The following is a 17,592-nucleotide window of genomic DNA, read 5'->3' as shown; positions in this document are numbered from 1 at the left end:
CGTAAGTCTTTTAGTTTGACGAAGATAGGTCGAGTAAATAGTTTGGGAAATCTAGGAAGAAAGCCGGTCTCGTCACCACTGCCGGCTCTCGCCACGGCAGGCGACTGAAACGCGTCCCGCCTCGCAACTCCTCTTCCGGATTCCCGCCATGTTTTCCTCGCTGCCCCGGCGTCGGTCGCATTCTCGTCGCACGGCCTTCACCAAGCTTGGGACTCACCATGAATGCCGCCGGCTGCACAGTGCCGAGCGGTTGGAAGTCCGCGATCTCATGGCGACGGACCTGTTGCCGGGCTTCGAAGAGACGTCGTACGTGACGGGCCTCGACCTGACGACGGCGATGGAGTTTTCGCCCGACGGCCGGTTGTTCGTGTTGGAAAAGAACGGCAACGTCCGCGTGGTGCGCGACGGCACGCTGCTGCCGACGCCGTTCTTGACCTTGGCCGTCAACACCGAGGCAGAGAACGGCCTGAACGGCATCGTCTTCGACAAGGACTTCAACGAGAACGGCTTTGTCTACCTCCACTACACCTACACGCGCACCGATGGCAACAACGCCAACCGAATCAGCCGCTTCAAGGTCAGCAACTCGAACGCCGACCTGGCCGACCCGAACAGCGAGGTCGTGATCCTCGACAACATCATCTTGCCGACCGGCCTGCACAGCACGGGCACCATGCACTACGGGCCCGACGGCATGCTCTACGTCAGCGTCGGCGATCGTGGTGCGACGAACGAGGTGCAGCAGCTCAGCTCGTTGGCCGGCAAGCTGCTGCGGATCGATCCGTCGGCCTATCCGAACATCGTCCCGCAAGATAACCCGTTCGTCGGCGTGCCCGGCGCTCGCGGCGAGATCTACGCACTCGGCTTCCGCAACCCGTTCACCTTCGCGATCAGCCCGGAAGACGGCACGATCCTGTTGAACGACGTGGGCAGCGTCTACTGGGAAGAAATCAACCACGTCGTGGCGGGCGGCAATTACGGTTGGCCGGGCATCGAAGGCGCCGGCAACAACCCGGCCTACATCGATCCCGTGTTCACCTATGCCCACGACCAGACTGGCGCCGGCGCGATCACCGGAGGCACGTTCTACACGGGCAACCAGTACCCGACCGAGTTCCAGAACGTCTACTTCTTCACTGATTTCATCTTCCAGTCGATCCGGACGCTGAAGTTCGAGGAAGACGGCCACGCGGATCACGAGCATGTCCTGATCGAAGACTTTGCCACCGGCATGCCCAGCGCGATCGACCTCGACATGGGCCCCGACGGCAGCCTGTACTACATCAACATTTTCGGCGGGCAGGTGAACAAGATCAGCTACGTGGGCGGCGCCAATCGCAGTCCCGTGGCCGTGGCCACGGCCACGCCGGCCTACGGCGACACGCCGCTCTGGGTCCAGTTCGATGCGACGGGCAGCAGCGACCCCGACCAGGACAGCCTGACCTACGTCTGGGATTTCGGCGACGGCTCGGCACCGGGCTACGGTGCGACGCCCGGCCACTTGTACAGCTCGCGCGGCATCTACCAGGCCCGTGTCACGGCCTACGACGGCAACGGCGGCGAGGACACTTCAGACGGTGTGCTCGTGGCCGTGGGCGAGCATCCGCCGACGGCGACGATCAACCTGGTGATGCCGCACGCTCTGTATCACGCCGGCGATACGGTGCAGTTCTCGGCCAGCGCGTTCGACATCGAAGACGGCGCGCTGCCGGCTTCGGCCTATAGCTGGAGCGTCTCGTTCCATCACCTCGACCACGTGCATCCGTATCTCGGACCGATCAACGGCGTGGCCGACGGCTCGTTCACGATTCCCGTGACCGGCGAATCGTCGTCGCAGGTCTGGTATCGCATCAAGCTGACGGTGACCGACACGGCCGGCTTGAAGCACGAGACCTACCAGGACATCCACCCGCAAGTGGTCACCGTCACGCTGAACACGAACGTGCCGGGCCTGAACCTCGAGCTCGACGGCTCGCCGCACGCCGGTCCCTACACGTTCACCGGCGTGGCCGGGCTGCAGCGGACGATCGCGGGCCAGTTGCTCCAGGTGAGCGGCAACAAGACGTACATGTTCCAAAGCTGGTCCGACGGCGGACTGCAGGCCCATACGCTGGTCACGCCGTCGAGCGACACGACGTTGACGGTTAACTACGCCGAACTGACGGGTGACCGGCTGTCGCCGAGCTACTTCGTCGCCGGCCTGTATGAAGACCTGTTGCGGCGCAAGGCCTCGGCCGTGGAGTTGAATCAGCACGTCAACAGCCTGGTGTCCGGCCAGCCGCGCTCGGCCGTGGTCAGCACGATCTGGGGTTCGGCCGAGGCCCGGGGGCTCTTGGTGCGCGACGCGTACAACGAGGTCTACGGCCGGTTGCCCAATGCGGGCGAGCTGACCGCGGGAATCAACAGCATCAACAGCACCGGCAGCACCGCGGCGCTCGTGGCCTCGCTGGTCGGCGATCCGGAATACTGGTCGTTCGACAAGCCGCAGAACAACCAATACGTCGCTGGCGTCTATCAGACCATCCTGCACCGCGTGGCCGCGCCGGCCGAAGTGCAGGCCTGGGTCAATCTGCTCAACGGCGGCATGACGCGCACGGCGATGGCGACGTTTGTCGCCAACTCGGGCGAGCGCATCCAGTTGACGCTCGGCGGCTTCTACCAGACGTTCCTGAATCGTCCGCTCGACGGGTTTGCGGCCTCTTATTGGCTCAGCGCCGTGCAGGTCGGCGGGGCGAAGCTCGACGACGTGGCCAAGGCGATCCTCAGCTCGCCCGAGTACCAGAGCAAGATGGTCGCGCCGGTGGCCGTGCAGGCGATGTTCGACAACATCCTGCATCGCTATCCGTTGCCGGCCGAGACGGTCTACTTGACGAATCTCGTCGAGACCACGCTGCCGCGCGAGGGGCTGGCCAACGCGTTGTACCTCGCGGCCGAGCGGCTCTACAACCTGACCGTGCAAGCGTTCACCGGCCTCGTCAATCGTCAACCGACGACGACCGAGGTGAACACCTGGACGCAAGCCATGCTCGCCGGTACGCCCTATGCGCAGCTCGTCGGTGAATTGGCCTCCTCGGCCGAGTTCAACGGTCTGTACCCGAGCAACGCGGCCGCCGTGCAAAAAATCTATCCCGTGGTGCTCGGCCGGTCGGCCGATGCCCAGGGGATGAACAACTGGGTCGCGGCGCTGAACGCCGGCACAACCCGGGCCGCCATGGTCCAGGCGCTGTACAACTCGACCGAGTATCTGGCGAAGACGGTCGACACCTCGTATCGCGAATACCTCGGCCGTGCCGCGACGACCGCCGAGCGCAACTCGTGGGTGAGCCAGATTCAGAAGGGACAGGCATCAGTCAACAGCTTCAACGTGGCCCTGCTTAGCTCGGACGAGTATTGGAGCAAGGCGCAGCCGCGCTATATGACGGCCCTGGCCGCGCAGCAAAGCAATGCCTCGGTGATCGCGTCGTTGTACACCGAGTTGCTCAACCGCGCCGGCAGCCAGACCGAGATCAATGCCTGGCTCGGACAGCTAGCGCAGGGCATGTCGATGACGACGGTCATCAACGCCTTCTGGACTTCGGGCGAACACCGCACCGTGCAGGCCAAGGCCGTCTACCAGGACCTGCTCAATCGCTTGCCCAACGCCAACGAGTTGTCGGCGGCCGTGACGCAACTGGCCGCAGGCGGTTCAACGGTCAACCTGGCCAATAGCCTGCTCAATTCGACCGAATACAGCACGGCCTATGTGTCGAACAGCGACTTCGTCGATGCCTTGTATCTCGACGTCTTGGGCCGGGCGGCCGATCCGTTCGGCAAGAACGCCTGGGTCGCTGCACTCAATGGCGGCCTGTCGCGCAGCGCGGCGATCAGCACCTTCCAGGGCACCGATGAAGCCTGGACTCGGGTCGTCGACCTGTTGTACAGCGATCTGCTCGACCGGCACGTCGATGTTCTGGGGGCGACCTACTGGACCAGCATGCTGAAGACCGGGCAGAAGAAGATCGACGAGCTAGGCCTGGCGCTGGTCGGCTCGGCCGAGTATTTCTCGCTGCACGACTAAGGGGCCGGTGCCTCGAGCGTTGTGCCTAACGTCCGGCGGCCGGTGGCGGCGATGACAAACGACTCGTCGAATACGAGTTCTTCATTGTCGTTCCACGCCTTTTCGGCGGCCGTCGCCGGCCAGAAGCGGCGATAGACGAGCTGCACATGGAGTCGTGCCGCGACGCCCGTGAACGACCAGCGGTGGGTCTGTGGCTGTGCGGGGTGCAGCCGCGTGTCGGCGACGAGTTCTTGCGGCTGCCAGAAGGGGACTGGTTGTTCGCCCTGCGGGCCGCGGAGTTGTTTGGCCAAGACGACGCCGCATCGACCTTGAATCTCAGCCCCTGCCAACTCGGGCAACTCGGCTCCCTGTTCACGATCGAGCGGCTGGCCGTGCTCGTCGAGCGCTGCGACGACGAGCACCAGGTTGCGATCGATGAACCCGGTCGGCACCGAGTGGCCGACGTCGCGAGCCGCGAGCGTGATCTCGAGCTGTGCGCGCGTTTCGCCGACCTGCCAGGCGATTTCGACGCCCAGCGCCGCTCGTAATCGCGCTGCGGTAGCTGCCGGGAATCGGTGATCCGAGATCGTGCGCGGATCGCGCGCGAGTCCCCCTTTACCCGGCGCGATGTTCGTGACCTGGCCGGTCGGCGCCATGTGGCAGTCCTGGCATTGCTTGCCGGCTCGCGCAGCGGGGCTGTCCAGGTACTCGCTGTACGTGCCGTAGACCTGCGTGCCGAACACGACGCCCTCATGGCAGCTGGCGCAGTAACGACTCTCTGTGAACAGCGGCGTGTAAACATCTTCGCCGCGTGCGACATCGTCCCAGGGGCCAAAGAAGAGTTGCCCCTCGGCCGGCCGGCGCAGTTCAAGTCCGTATCTTCCGTGCGTACGGCCGAGCGGGACCTCGGGCGCGGCGGCTACCTTGTGGCAAAAGTCGCAATGCACGCCCAAGGCATCGACGCTTCGCGCCGCACGCAGATCGTCGTAGGCCGTCGTGCCGGCGGCCACCCCCGGCGCGTGGCACGCCGTGCACACGCCCGCCCCCTCGGGATGCTCGGCCAGCAGGTTCCAGCCCCGGTTCGCTTGGCCGGTCGCGTCGGTGCCGTCGTACACGTTCTTGAAGTGATGGTTCGTCGCGGCGCGGGCGTGTCCACTCTTCGACCAGTCGTCGTAAATGCCGCGATGGCAGTTGCCGCAATTCTGCTGCTGCTCTGCCGAGGGCCGCGGATCGACCCACGCGTAATCGGCGTGATCGAGGTCGGGCACCGGCCGAACGACCAGGGGGCCGAGGACCGATTGCGCCGTTGAAGGCTGCGCGGAGACGATCGCGCCGGCGATGACGTAACCGGGCAAGGCGGCGGTCACCATCTGCCGCGCGTCGACCCGGGGCAGCGAAAACTGCCCGGCCGCATCGGTCAGCACCAGATGCCCGTCACCGGCAAAGCGCACGCGCGCCCCGGCGATGGGGCCGGCCTGGCCGGTGACGCTGCCGCGAACGACGGCAACCTTAGCGGGGCTCCGCGGCGCGAGCAGCGCCAAGACGATGGCGGCCGCGAAGATGAGCCCGGCGACGGCCATCCCGCACGACCAGCGGGAATGAGGCTCGAGTTGCCCAGTGCTCACGACCCAGTGCTCACGAAGCTGCGCTCACAAGCATTCAATTCTCCGCCAGGCGGCGGCGACCCTCGGCGGCGGCCTGCGTATCGGGATAGTTGGCGACCAGCTCCGTGTAGCGGCGCTTGGCCTGGGCCTTGAGACCGCGCTCTTCGAGCCGCTCGGCCAGCGACAGTTGCGAGGCCGCTCGCTGCTCGGCCGCCTGGGCCGGATCGTCGGGCAGGTGGTCGTCTTCCTCGTCGTGGCTCTCGGGGTGGAACTTTGCCGCCCACTCGCGCCATTGCGCCACCGCCGCGGCATGTTGTTCGTCGGTTGCCTTCGGCGCGGGCCCGAAATCCTTCCCCCGGGCCAAACGCACCAGTGCGCCGCGGGCTTCTTGCTGCACGTCGGGATGCACGTCGTCCAGCAGCGTCAGTAGCTCGTCGATCAGCCGCAGCCCGCGCTCGGCGACCACGCGCGTGGCCGCCCAGCGAACCATCGGCTCGGGATCTGTCAGGGCCGCTTGGACGGTCTTGCGGTTTTCGCGGGCCAGCCGTTGAACGGTCGTCATGGCCTGCGCCGCCAGTTCCGATTGCCGGAACCGGAGCAGCTCTTCGCGCAGCTCGGCGACCAGCGCCGCATGCGGCGCAGCGGGCGATACGCCCTTACACAATTCTTGGATTGCCCGGTCGATCTGCTCGCTATCCATCGTTGCCGCCAACAGCGAGCGCAACTTGCTGCGCAACACCACCACCGGGCAACTAGCTTGGATCGAGGCCGAGTAGTTGAGCCCCGAGATCAGCGAAGGCACCGCGTCAGGACCCAGGGCATGAAACGCGGCCCGGGCCTGCATGCCGGCCTGGCCGTTCAGTTCGCCCAGATCATATTGAATGAAGCGATCGACGATGGCGTCGTAGAACTGGCGCACTTCGGCCGGTTGCGGTCCGCCGGACTGGCCCGCCGGGGACTGGGCCGGCACCGACACGGGACGCGCCGCGGTGCCCGCTTGACGCGCGGCCGCCGCAGCGCGCTTGGGCAGCGGTTGAGCCAGGTTCGCCGCTGCGGGCAGCGCGTCGGGCGGCAGGTTCATCGCCGCGTGTTCGGCCAATGCGACTTCGACCCGCGTGCCGTCGGCCGGCGCAGTCAGCGCTTGCACCGTGTCTGACGAGGCGGGCGGCGCGCCCTGCTTTCCAGAAGCCGGCGGCAACTCGATCAACGATTCGACCGGCGACGACTCGGGACGACCCGTGGCCAGCGCAATCCACCGCACGACACTGTCCGCGTGCGGGGTGGGGAGGACGACGAGCCCCAGCGTCAGGATGGCCGCGCCGTGCAGTACCAGACTCACCGACCAACTTGGCACGTAGCGCGGCAAGGCGCGAGCGGGCGCTTCGGCCGTAGCGACAGGCTCGGCGCCAACGCGACGTCGAATCGCGCCCGGGGCACGTTCCGCCGGGCGGCGACTGGATTCGAGCGACTTCATCGCGCGCAGCCCTCTGGTCCTGGCCGTGGTCCCACGCCCCTCGAACCTACTCCCGCGGCGATTGCCGCGTCAAGAAAGCGACCTACGGCGGGGCGATAGAGTTCCCTGCTGCCCCGGCCAAACCACTCGAATTGGGGCCTCGACGCTAGTCGGCCAGGTCTTTTTCGTGCGGCTCGGGCAGGAAAAAGCTCACGACCAGGGCCAAGGCGTACACAAACGTCCCCACGGCCGCGGCGGCGTAGGCCACTTTGGTGAACTGGCTGTCGCCCGGCATGACCTGGGCCAGGCGGGTCGTGATGAGCGAGGCCGAGGTACCGATCATCCGCCCGCCGACGTTGGCCGCGAAGCTTTCGCCGGTGCCGCGCAGATGGAGCGGAAATACGCGCGGCAGATAGTTGCCCCAGAAGCTGAACTGCGCGACCGTGCAGAGCGCGACTGCGGCCAGGCCCCATTCGAATTGAGGCAAACTGCGCGTGGCCGGATACACGAACACCAAGGGGAGCAAAATCAGGCCTGGCACGAGGAACAACTGCAACAGGCTGCGCCGGCTGACGATGATGAGCGCAGCCACGGCGAGCACGAATCGCCCGACGAGCCCGCCCATTTCCTGAAAGGTTTGCAGCCGGCTACGCGCCGCTTCGATCGGTTTGCCCTTGGCGCCGACTTGCTTGCGCAGCTGCTTGAGCGCGTCGACCATCTGTGCCTTGCCGGCCGGGTCGTCCGCGGACGCCTGATCGATCATCGCCTGCATGCCGGCGACTTGTTTTTTCGCCTCGTCCTGCGCGGTGCGCGCCGCCGTCATCTCGGGCAGGCCCGGCAGGATCTGGGTGGGACCCAACTGGATGGCGCCGAAGGCCGCGCCATAGCAGCAGGCGAAGAGAATCGTCGTGACGATCGTCGTGCGGCGCAGCCCGGGCGCGAACAGCTCCGCAAAACTCGGCCGCCGCAACTGACCGGCGGCGCGCTTCGCCTGCCAGGCCGGCGATTCGGGCAGGAAGGGGCGGATGACGATCAGCGGCAGCGCCGGCAGCAGGCCCGACATCAACATGTAGCGCCATGGAGCATGCGCACCATAGATGGCCGGTAACCGATCGGAGTTGACGACGATCAACCCGTAGATACCCGCCGCCAGCAGTCCGCCGAGCGACGAAAAGGCCTGGGTAAAACCCAGGATCGTTTCGCGCTGCCGGGGATTGGGGAACAGCTCGGCCAGCCAGGCGATTGCCGCGACGAACTCGACGCACACCCCAGCAAACGTGAGGCACCGCAAGACGAACAAGGACTCGACCGATTGCGCGAAGCCCGAGGCGAAGGCGCTCGTGGCATAGATCAAGATGCTCCAGGTGAGCACGCGGCGGCGGCCCAGGCGATCGGTCAGCCAACCGCCGACGAGACCGATGGCACCGCCGACCATGGCGCTGCCCCAGGCCAGGTTGCCAATCCAGGTGGTGATGGACTTGTCGCCCAGCGGCACGCCGAGCAGTTCGCTCAAGGCCGAGCTGGCGATCAGCGGCAGCATCAGCAATTCGTAGATGTCGAACGCGAAACCGATCGAGGCGATGATCAAGATCAGCCAATGAACGGTGGTCAGACGGACCGGCTGGGCATCGGCGGCATTCATCACTGGGTGGCTTTCGCGGAGGGTGCTAGAAGGGCCAAATGAACGGGGCCAAGGCCACGGTGACCACGCCGATCAAGATATCGAGCGGGACGCCGATCTTGGCGTAGTCGCTAAACCGGTAGCCGCCCGGGCCGTAGACCATCAGGTTCGTTTGATAGCCGATCGGCGTGGCAAACCCGGCCGAGGCGGCCATCATCACGGCGAACACGAACGACAGCGAATTGACCTGCAGCTCGACGGCGACCGCCATGGCCAGCGGAAACATCAGCGCCGCTGCGGCGTTGTTGGTGATGATTTCGGTGACGACTAACGTCACCAGGTAGACCACCGCCAGGGTCGCCCAGGCATTCCCCTGAGCCAGGTCGATCATCGATTCGGCCACGAGCTTGGCCGCGCCGGTCTTTTCGAGACCCTTGCTCAGCGCGAATGAGGCGGCAATCGCCAGCAGCACTTCCCAGTCGATCGAACGCCGGGCCGCGCCCAGCGCGCAACAGCGCGTGACCAGCATCGCCGCGGCCGCCAACAACGCGGCCAGGAACATCGGAACCTTGAAGACCATCGTCATCAAGATCATGGCCACCAAGATCACGATCGACACGATGGCCCGTTCGTGCCGGGGTGGCGACGAGTCTTCCAGCCGGCTGACGAGGAAAAAGTCGCGGTTGTTCCGGTGATCGTCGACCCAGGTCGCCGAGGTTTCCAGCAACAGGGTGTCGCCGGGCTCGAGCACGATGTCGCCGATCTTCTTGTTGATCCGCTCACCGCTGCGGGCCACGGCCACGACGACCGCCTTGTAATTCGAGCGGAATTTGCCGTCGCGAATCGTCTGGCCGATGTTGGGACAGGTGTTCGACACCACGGCCTCGACCAGGCAGCGTTCGGCACGCGGCGCGTCGAGCTTGAACAACTGGTTCGTGGCCGGCGTGAGGCCGCGGACGCGCTGCAAATCAATCACCGACTCGACCACGCCGGCAAAGACCAGCCGGTCGTTGGCCCGGAGCCGCGTTTGCGGCTCGACGGCCGGCAACAGGTCGCCTTCGCGGTCGATCTCGATCAGAAACGTGCCCGGCAAGTGGCGCAGCCCCGCTTGTTCGATCGACCGGCCCACCAAGGGGCTATCCGGAGGTACGAGCATTTCGACGGTGTATTCGCGCGGATTGGCAAACTCGCCCCGTGCCCCGCGGCGGTCGGGCAACAGCCAGGGGCCAAACACCACCAGGTAGGTCACCCCGGCGATCGCGGCGGGTACGCCGATCCAGGCGACGTCAAACATCTGCAAGACGCGCAAACCCTCGGGCAGACTCGTGCCGGCCTTGGTGGCCACGCTCACGGTTTCTTTGACCATGCCGCTGACAACCAGGTTGGTGCTGGTGCCGATCAGCGTGCAGGTGCCGCCGAGAATCGTGGCATAGCTCAACGGGATCATCACCTTCGAGGGCGAGAACCGGCATTGCTTGGCCCAGTCGTTGACCGCCGGAATCATCATCGCCACGAGCGGAGTGTTGTTCATGAACGCGCTGATCGCGGCCACGGGCACACTCATCCGGGCAATGGCCTCGCGCGCCGAACGGGGACGCCCAAACAGCACGGCGGCCACCCAGGAGATGGCGCCCGTCTCGCGCACACCTGTGACGACGATGTACAACGCCGCGATGGTTGCGATCCCCTCGTTGGCCAGGCCGGCCAGGGCCTCGTCGATCGACAGGATGCGCGCCACGACCAGCGCGAGCACGCCGCCGATCATCACCACATCGGGCGACAGCCGGGTGAACGCCAGCAGCAAGAACACGGCGCATACGACGCCCAGTGCGAACAGCGCAGGGGTGGCCATGCGAGCAGCGGCTCCTCGGCTCGGGGAGTGAACAATCCGGGGGCACCGGGCCCGAGCGAAGCGAAGATGATAGTCCCCCCCGAGCGGTCGTCGCAACCCGTCGGCGATTGCGGCAAGCGGTCCAGCGACCGGTTACAATCAAATCACGAGCAAACCGGCCAGCGACCAGGCGGGCCCGATTCCCGTGCGAGGGTGATGCAACCAATGAACCGTATTCGACAGGGGTGTGTGTTTGCCGCGACGTTGGCCGTGTGCCTGCTGGCCACTTCGGCAGCCTGGGCTCAAGACGAGGCCGCGGGTGGCGAAGCAAGCCCACGCAGTTTCGTCGCGCAATACACGGTCATCCTGTTGTTCGTGGCCCTGGGACTGATGGCCGTGTGCCGTCCCGCACGGCGCGCCGACGCCATCAAACAGACCAAGCAGGGCTAGACGCGCCGCGCGTTTTGGCGCGGCGGTGGGCGCAGCCTACGCGTTACGAGGCGCGGCGAACGCCGTCGTCGGTCTGCGGCAGTTTGAGAAACTTCGGCCCGCGCAGGGCCGCCCGGCCCGTGCGTAGCTCAATGCCGTAGAAGGCGGCAATCTGCTGCACGACGAATTCCTGCTCGTCGACGCGCAGCTCGGGAAAGATCGGCAACGCCAGGGTTTCTTGTGCGGCTCGGGCGGTCTCGGGCAGGGCGCCGGCCAGGTATCCCAGCTCGCAGAAGCACTCCTGCTGATCGAGCGGCACCGGGTAGTAGATCTGTGTACCAATCTTGGCTTTCGCGAGATGTTCACGCAGGGCGTCGCGCCGGCCTTGCGGCACGCGGACGACGTATTGGTTCCAGGTGTGCCGGTGGCCAGGCAACTCGACGGGCAGTCCCAGTTTCGCATCGAGTCCGCAGTCTGCGAACAGCGCCTGATAGCGACGGGCGTTCTCGCGACGGGCTTCGATCCAACGATCGAGGTGCGGCAATTTGACTTCCAGCGCGGCGGCCTGGAACGTGTCGAGCCGGCTGTTGATGCCCACCAGAGAATGGTGATACCGGACCTTTTCGCCGTGCACGCGGAGCATCCGCAGCCGCGCGGCAATTTCGTCGTCGTCGGTGGTCATGAAACCGCCGTCGCCCAGGCCACCGAGGTTCTTCGAAGGGTAGAAACTGAAGCAGTTGATCGCGCCGAGCGAACCGGCCCGGCGGCTGCCAATCTCGGCGCCGATGGCCTGGCAGGCATCTTCGATCACCGGCACGCCGTGACGCCCGGCAATCGCCAGGATCGCGGACATGTCGGCGCATTGACCGTACAGGTGCACGGGGATGATCGCCTTGGTGCGCGGCGAGATGCTGGCTTCGAGTTGGGCCGGGTCGAGGTTGAATCCCGTGGGTTCGATGTCGACGAAGATCGGCCGCGCGCCGAGCCGCGACACGGCGCCCGCCGTGGCGAAGAATGTGAAGCTCGGGAGCAACACCTCGTCGCCCGGGCCAACCTGGTAGTGCATCAGGGCCAACAACAACGCGTCGCTGCCCGAGGCGCAGGCAATGGCATGCCGCGCGTGACAATAGCCAGCCAGTGCGGTTTCGAGCCGGGCGATGTCCGGCCCCAGGACGAACTGGCTGGAATCGTAAACGCGCGTGAGGGCCGCCAGGATTTCGCCGCGGAGGGCCGCATGTTGGCGGCCGATGTCGAAAAAGGGTACGCCCGTGGCAACCAGGTCGGCGTGGGCGGGGGTCTGCAGGTGGGCGGTGTGCGGCGAGAGGTGCAACATGGAAATCTCCGCGCAAAGGCTCGAATGAGCGGCCGGCAACTCGGGGCGGGAATCGCGCTGCCGAACGGCAGCAACGCTTCCCGGGGGGAAGGGCGGCGAACGGTACCGAAACCGCAGCCGCGGGGTCAAGGTCGGCCCCGGCCGACATTGATGTTTCGGGTTCGGCCGTGCTATCACCAACACCCAGGCGGCGGTGCTTGGGGAACTTTTTTCCGCAGCCGCGCGTCGAACACGGGGCAGGGGGCCGACCCCCAGAGATTCTGCGCACACCAACCACTTTGCGGAGCAGGGATATGCTGACGCAACGACGGCTCGCGGCTTGCGCCGCGACGATCACCCTGGCCACGTCGACCGTCCTGCTGCGGGCTGAAGCTCCGCCGAGCGTTACGGGGCCCTGGGCGGTTGCCGGCCGTGTGACGCACGCCGATGGCCGGCCGTTCGAGGGCGCCACGGTGGTCGTGCAATCGGGACTCGGCACCTTGTTCACGACCGGCTCAGCCCAGACCGACGCCGAGGGGCGTTATCGGATCAAGTTTGCGCCGGGCATGCGGATCTTTTCGGACCATTGGCATCTCGCCGCGGTCGTCAGCGTGCACGCACCCGGATATTACGAACAGAACCTGTGCCGCCACGGCGACCTGGGCATGGCCAGCGATCCGAGCAACGTGCCGAAGATCTGGCAGGCCACGGTCGTGCTGCCGGGCGAGGAGGCCGAGGTCGATTTCGTCCTTCTGCGGGCACACACGCTGCGCGGGCGATTGCTCGACGCCGCAGGCAAACCGCTGGCGCAGCGCCGCTTATCGCTGACCGGTTCACATTTGCCGCCCGCGTCGAGCATTCTGGCGACGACGCAAACCAATGCCGACGGTGCGTTTGAATTTCCCGACGTGCCGGGCTTCGATTACTTCTTGACGCTGTTTCGCACCACAGCGATGGACGAAGTTGCGCTACTTCGACTTCCGGGGCGAACTCCGAAGCACGGTCAAGTCGAAATTCGCTTCGATGAGCAGTCGACCGAAAAGTGGAGCGTGACCGTCGAATGGATGGGCGGCAAATAGTCTGCAACGTGCGGCGCGGCCGCGCTACGACGGCCAACTGACGCGCAGCGCCCGGGGCAACAGCTCAAGTTCCCAATCGGCCGTGCCGAACAGCTCGCCGTCGCATTCCGAAGGCAATTGCGGCTCGGCGCGCAACACGACGCGCCGCGCGCGCAGCTTCTCGATCGCCGGTTCGCCCTCGAAGTCGCCCCGGTAGAGCTTGGGTGTCTTGAGCAGCATGCGGGCCACCGGCATCGGGCCAAAGACGGTCACCTCGAACCAGCCGTCGTCGGGCGCGACCAGGCCCCCAAAGCGCATCCCGCCGCCGGCATACACGCCCTTGCCGGCCATCAGGGTCACCGTACGGCGCTCGAGCAACTTGCCGTCGAGTTCGAGCCGCACGTTCCACGTGTGACCTTTGAAGCAGTTGGTAATCGTCGGTACCAGGTAGCAGAGCGAACGCGGCAGCCACCGCGGCAAGCGCTCTTTGTCGGCCACGATCTCGGCGCTCATGCCGAAGCTGGCGATGTTGACGAAATAGCGGGGGCAGGGGGCCGCCGGGTCGAGCCGGCGCGAGAGCCCGATGTCGACTGCCCGTGGCAGCCCCTCGAGGACGATCTCGCGCCAGTCGATCGGCCGGGTACCGGAAATCGTGCGAAAGAAATCACTGCCGGTACCCACGCGGGCCACGGCCAGCACGGCCTCGGGCCGGATCGCTTGCCCGTCGGCGAAGAAACCATTGGCCACGGCATTCACCGTTCCGTCGCCGCCGACGGCGATGATCTGGTCGGCCCCGGCCCGGAGGGCCTCGCGCGTCCGGCGAATCGTATCGTCCCGCCCGAGGCACAATTCGGCATCGAACGTACCGGTGCGCTGGCGGAACCAGGCTTCGAGCTCTGCCAGCCGCCGCTGCGCAGCGCCGCCACCGGCCTGCGGATTGAGCATGAACACGCGCTTCATGGCGTCGCCTCCGCCGGCGCGTCGGTCTGTTGCTCGCACGTCCCGAGGTTGAAGCGGGCTCCGATCGCCTCGCGAAGCCGCGCTTCGGGGGCGAGCACGAACGCGCCGAACCGCCGGTCGACCAGGTCGTCGAGTCGTTCAACGAACTCGTGCTGCAGAGCGTATTCCGCCTCGGCCCACAGGTACGGCGCGCAGGGGTCGATACGTTTGCCCAACTCAGGTGTGGTGGCGATCAGGTGCTCGATCGTCGCGGCATTGCTCCCCCAGCGTGACCACAGCTCGCGCAACCGCGGCGAGGCAGTACCGGGACAGCGCGGGGCGCCGCCCGAGATCGGTTCGAGCGTCCGGCAAGGGCCCAGGGCGCGGTCGCGAAAGAACCGGCAGACCAGTAGATCGACCACGCGCTCGCTCATGGCGCGATAGGTCGTCAGCTTGCCACCGGTGATCGAGACACGTCCTTGTTCGTCGACCAGCGCGCAATCGTCCCGTGGCAGATCTTCTTCGCGCTGGCCCTGGTCACTACCGATCAAGGGGCGGAGCCCGACGAACGCGTGGGCGACGTCGGCCCGGGTGAGCTGCCGCGCGGGGAAATGCCGTTGGAGCGTCTCGAGCAGGTATGCGACGGCAGCCTGGCCGACGGTCGCCGCGTCTTGGGGGCCGGGATAGTAAACGTCGGTCGTGCCGACCAGGACATAGTCGCCCCAGGGCACGACGTAGATCATGCGCCCGTCGCGCTCGACCTCCAGCGCCAGTGTGTTGCGCACCGGCAAGCGCTCACGGGCAATGACCAGATGCACGCCGGAGGTGATCTTGAGATTGAACCGCTCGCCGGATGCGAGCCGAGCCTGGACTTCATCGGCCCAGGGTCCCGAGGCATTGACCACGGTGCGGGCGGCGACGGTCCGGACCCGGCCGTCGAGCGCGTCGCGGAGCGTCGCGCGCCACAGGCCGTCGCGGTGCTCGACGCTCACGAGCTCGGCATAATTGAGGACGTCGGCGCCGGACGCGGCGGCCGATTTGAGCGTGTCGATCACGAGCCGGGTGTCGAGCGCCTGGCAGTCGAAATACGACAAGCCGCCGGTGCAATCGGCCAATTGCAACGCCGGTTCGGTCGCGGCCAATTCGGCTGCCGACAAGAAACGAAACGGCTCGCTACGGCGAAACATGGCCAACAGGTCGTACAACACCAGGCCCAGCGCCATCTGCCAGCGCTTCGTGCGGCTGCGCTTGTTGAACGGCACCACGAACCGCACGGGCCGCACCAGGTGCGGGGCGACGCGCGTCAGCAGCCACCAGCGCTCGCGGCAGGCTTCGAACACCAGCCGCACGTGCAGATGCTTCAGGTAGCGCAGGCCGCCGTGAATCAGCTTGCCCGATTTCGAGCTGGTGCCCGAGGCAAAGTCGCCCTTGTCGATCAAGGCGCAGCTCAGGCCGCGCAGCGTCGCGTCGCGCACGATGCCCGCGCCGGTGATGCCGCCGCCAATGACGAGCACGTCGTAGGATTGAGTGGCGAAACGGCCGTAAATCGCCTCGCGCCGGGGCGTCACAGCAGCTTCTCCGGGTTCATGATCCCCTCGGGATCGAGGGCCGTTTTCAATTGGCGGAGCATCAGCCGCTCGGTCTCGCCCCAACCGGTGTAGTCGCGATGCTCGATGCCGACCCCGTGGTGATGGCTGATCACGGCGCCCTGGGCGCGAATCGCCTCGTTGGCGGCGCGCTTGATATTGCGCCATTGGGCGATCGGGTCGGCGGCCTTCTGCCGACCCAACAGGGTGAAGTAGAGCGAGGCACCGTCGGCATACAAGTGCGAGGCGTGGCAAAACACGACCAGCGGCTCGCCCTCCGTGTCGGCGGCACGCTGCAGTGCGTCGCGCACGGCGCGGTACAGGCCGTCGACGCGCGACCAGGTGGTGGCCGTTTCGAGCGTGTCGATCAACAGGTGATTGTCCAGCAGCTCGTCGCGCAGATAAGGCAGCTCGAAACGCGTCTGCAGCCAGCGCCGCCCCGGTGCGCGCCCCAACGAGCGGCACTCGCACGTCTTGAGGTGCCGCTTGACTTGCTTGGCCGCGGCCCGGTTTTGAGCGCGCGTGCCTTCGAGGCCCACCAGCAGCACGGCCAGGTTAGGCGGAAAAAATCCGGCTGCCTGCAAGTACTGTTTCGCCAGGCGGCGCTGCAAGGCCTTGATGCCCGTGGCGGTCGATTGGCCCAGGGCCAGCGTTCCGGCCGTCTCTTCTTCGTCGGAGATGCGCAGCAGCGCCGGGCTGATGCCCGACTGCAGCAGCGTGCGGCTCGCTTCGAGCGCCGCATCGAAGCGCTTGAAGGCGAACATGAAATAGTCCCGCTCGTCCGGCACGAGCCGCAGCCGCACGGTGGCCTGCGTGATGACGCCCAAGGTGCCTTCGGAGCCGACGAGCATTTGCGTGACGTCGGGCCCGTCGCCGCGGCGCGGCACGCGCAGGGTTTCGACCGTACCGGCCGGCGTGACCGCCCGCAGGCACTCGACGAGCTTTTCGATCCCGCCGTAGCGCAGGCAGTTCTGCCCGCTGGAGCGCGTCGCCAGCCAGCCGCCCAGCGTCGAGTACTCGAACGACTGCGGATAATGCCCCAGCATCAAGCCCCGGGCGCGGAGCTGCGCCTCGAGGTCGGGGCCAAAGATGCCCGCCTCGACCGTGGCCGTCTGCGACACGAGATCGACGTCGAGCACGCGATTCAACAGCGCCAGGTCGAGCGAGATCACGGCCCGTTGCGCGCCGCGCAGCGGCGCCAGTCCGCTGACCACGCTGGTCCCCCCGCCAAACGGTACGACGGCAACCTGCTGTTGCTGGGCCAGCGCGAGCACGGCCATCACGTCGGCCTCGCTGCGCGGATAGACGACGGCATCGACCGCCTCGGGCAAACGCAGCCGGCGCAGTTGCACGAGGTCGTGGTAGCCCTTGCCGGCCGAGTGCAACAGCCGCTCGCGATGGTCGGTCCGGCAGTTTTCCGGACCGACGATCTCGGCCAGCGCCGCCAACAGTGCGGCACTGGCCTGGCTGTCGGGCAAGGCGACGTCTTCCATCCGGGCCGCAAAGGCGGGCGCGAGTTCGCGGATGCCCAGGCGGTCGCCGAGGTACTCGAGCCCTGCGGCGGCGTGCGAGAGATCGAACCGATGGTGCTCGTCGCCCCAACCCCACCATTTCATCTTGAAACGTCGATCAGCGGCGGCGGACATGAAGCAACCGGCACGAGAAGCGAAACGACCGAGAAGGCAACCGGCTTCCCAGCGTACCCATTCGCCGGGCGATACGC

11 protein-coding genes are annotated in these 17,592 nt (G+C 66.4%); 3 read left to right on the top strand and 8 right to left on the bottom strand.

Translation table 11 applies throughout. The features are described 5' to 3' along the window. Positions 1-268: 268 nt before the first annotated feature. Positions 269-4,057 (top strand): DUF4214 domain-containing protein, encoded by a 3,789-nt coding sequence (locus K1X74_00110; protein ID MBX7164721.1) that lies wholly within the window; start codon positions 269-271, stop codon positions 4,055-4,057. Here K1X74_00110 and K1X74_00105 read toward each other — a convergent pair. The 4 genes from K1X74_00105 to K1X74_00090 form a co-directional block, all read right to left on the bottom strand. Beyond that, entirely contained in the window at positions 4,054-5,661 is a 1,608-nt protein-coding gene (locus tag K1X74_00105; protein ID MBX7164720.1) for a hypothetical protein, read from the bottom strand. The two genes, K1X74_00110 and K1X74_00105, sit on opposite strands and share 4 nt — an antisense overlap. 34 nt (positions 5,662-5,695) lie before the next feature. Next, positions 5,696-6,979, bottom strand: a complete 1,284-nt coding sequence (locus K1X74_00100) for a hypothetical protein (GenBank protein MBX7164719.1) — start codon at positions 6,977-6,979, stop codon at positions 5,696-5,698. A 280-nt stretch (positions 6,980-7,259) separates the two neighbouring features. Next, a complete protein-coding gene (locus K1X74_00095; protein MBX7164718.1) occupies positions 7,260-8,735 on the bottom strand; it encodes an MFS transporter in 1,476 nt (491 codons plus the stop codon). Positions 8,736-8,760: 25 nt separating this feature from the next. Further along, positions 8,761-10,566, bottom strand: coding sequence for an SLC13 family permease (locus K1X74_00090; GenBank protein ID MBX7164717.1), 1,806 nt, complete (start codon positions 10,564-10,566; stop codon positions 8,761-8,763). 204 nt (positions 10,567-10,770) lie between these two features. Here K1X74_00090 and K1X74_00085 point away from each other — a divergent pair, with 204 nt between their 5' ends. Continuing rightward, positions 10,771-10,995 carry a hypothetical protein gene (locus K1X74_00085; protein MBX7164716.1) on the top strand — a complete coding sequence of 75 codons (225 nt, stop codon included), beginning with the start codon at positions 10,771-10,773 and terminating at the stop codon, positions 10,993-10,995. 43 nt (positions 10,996-11,038) lie between these two features. On the opposite strand, the gene K1X74_00080 is transcribed toward K1X74_00085, so the two are convergent. After that, positions 11,039-12,307, bottom strand: a complete 1,269-nt coding sequence (locus tag K1X74_00080) for a DegT/DnrJ/EryC1/StrS family aminotransferase (GenBank protein ID MBX7164715.1) — start codon at positions 12,305-12,307, stop codon at positions 11,039-11,041. Between the two features lie 293 nt (positions 12,308-12,600). On the opposite strand from K1X74_00080, the gene K1X74_00075 reads away from it, so the two are divergent. Further along, complete coding sequence (locus tag K1X74_00075; GenBank protein ID MBX7164714.1) at positions 12,601-13,365, top strand: carboxypeptidase-like regulatory domain-containing protein; 765 nt, start codon at positions 12,601-12,603, stop codon at positions 13,363-13,365. A 24-nt stretch (positions 13,366-13,389) separates the two neighbouring features. On the opposite strand, the gene K1X74_00070 is transcribed toward K1X74_00075, so the two are convergent. The 3 genes from K1X74_00070 to K1X74_00060 are packed head-to-tail and all read right to left on the bottom strand — an operon-like array spanning position 13,390 to position 17,515. After that, entirely contained in the window at positions 13,390-14,304 is a 915-nt protein-coding gene (locus K1X74_00070) for a hypothetical protein (GenBank protein MBX7164713.1), read from the bottom strand. Then, on the bottom strand, positions 14,301-15,851 hold the full coding sequence (locus tag K1X74_00065) for a glycerol-3-phosphate dehydrogenase/oxidase (protein ID MBX7164712.1): 1,551 nt from the start codon (positions 15,849-15,851) through the stop codon (positions 14,301-14,303). Before K1X74_00065 ends, K1X74_00070 begins: the two co-directional genes overlap by 4 nt. Beyond that, a complete protein-coding gene (locus K1X74_00060) occupies positions 15,848-17,515 on the bottom strand; it encodes an FAD-binding oxidoreductase (GenBank protein MBX7164711.1) in 1,668 nt (555 codons plus the stop codon). Before K1X74_00060 ends, K1X74_00065 begins: the two co-directional genes overlap by 4 nt. Between the last annotated feature and the right edge of the window lie 77 nt (positions 17,516-17,592).

This window comes from Pirellulales bacterium (genome assembly GCA_019694435.1).
GTDB lineage: Bacteria > Planctomycetota > Planctomycetia > Pirellulales > JAEUIK01 > JAIBBZ01.
The sequence above is the reverse complement of the archived record's forward strand: the minus strand, read 5'-3'. Positions and strand labels throughout refer to the sequence as shown.

What these genes read in the sequence shown, in the direction of transcription:
- K1X74_00075 (MBX7164714.1), top strand. Translation starts at nt 12,601, where the DNA reads ATGCTGACGCAACGACGGCTCGCGGCTTGCGCCGCGACGATCACCCTG.
- K1X74_00095 (MBX7164718.1), bottom strand. Translation starts at nt 8,735, where the DNA reads ATGAATGCCGCCGATGCCCAGCCGGTCCGTCTGACCACCGTTCATTGG.
- K1X74_00080 (MBX7164715.1), bottom strand. Translation starts at nt 12,307, where the DNA reads ATGTTGCACCTCTCGCCGCACACCGCCCACCTGCAGACCCCCGCCCAC.
- K1X74_00060 (MBX7164711.1), bottom strand. Translation starts at nt 17,515, where the DNA reads ATGTCCGCCGCCGCTGATCGACGTTTCAAGATGAAATGGTGGGGTTGG.
- K1X74_00090 (MBX7164717.1), bottom strand. Translation starts at nt 10,566, where the DNA reads ATGGCCACCCCTGCGCTGTTCGCACTGGGCGTCGTATGCGCCGTGTTC.
- K1X74_00085 (MBX7164716.1), top strand. Translation starts at nt 10,771, where the DNA reads ATGAACCGTATTCGACAGGGGTGTGTGTTTGCCGCGACGTTGGCCGTG.
- K1X74_00110 (MBX7164721.1), top strand. Translation starts at nt 269, where the DNA reads ATGGCGACGGACCTGTTGCCGGGCTTCGAAGAGACGTCGTACGTGACG.
- K1X74_00070 (MBX7164713.1), bottom strand. Translation starts at nt 14,304, where the DNA reads ATGAAGCGCGTGTTCATGCTCAATCCGCAGGCCGGTGGCGGCGCTGCG.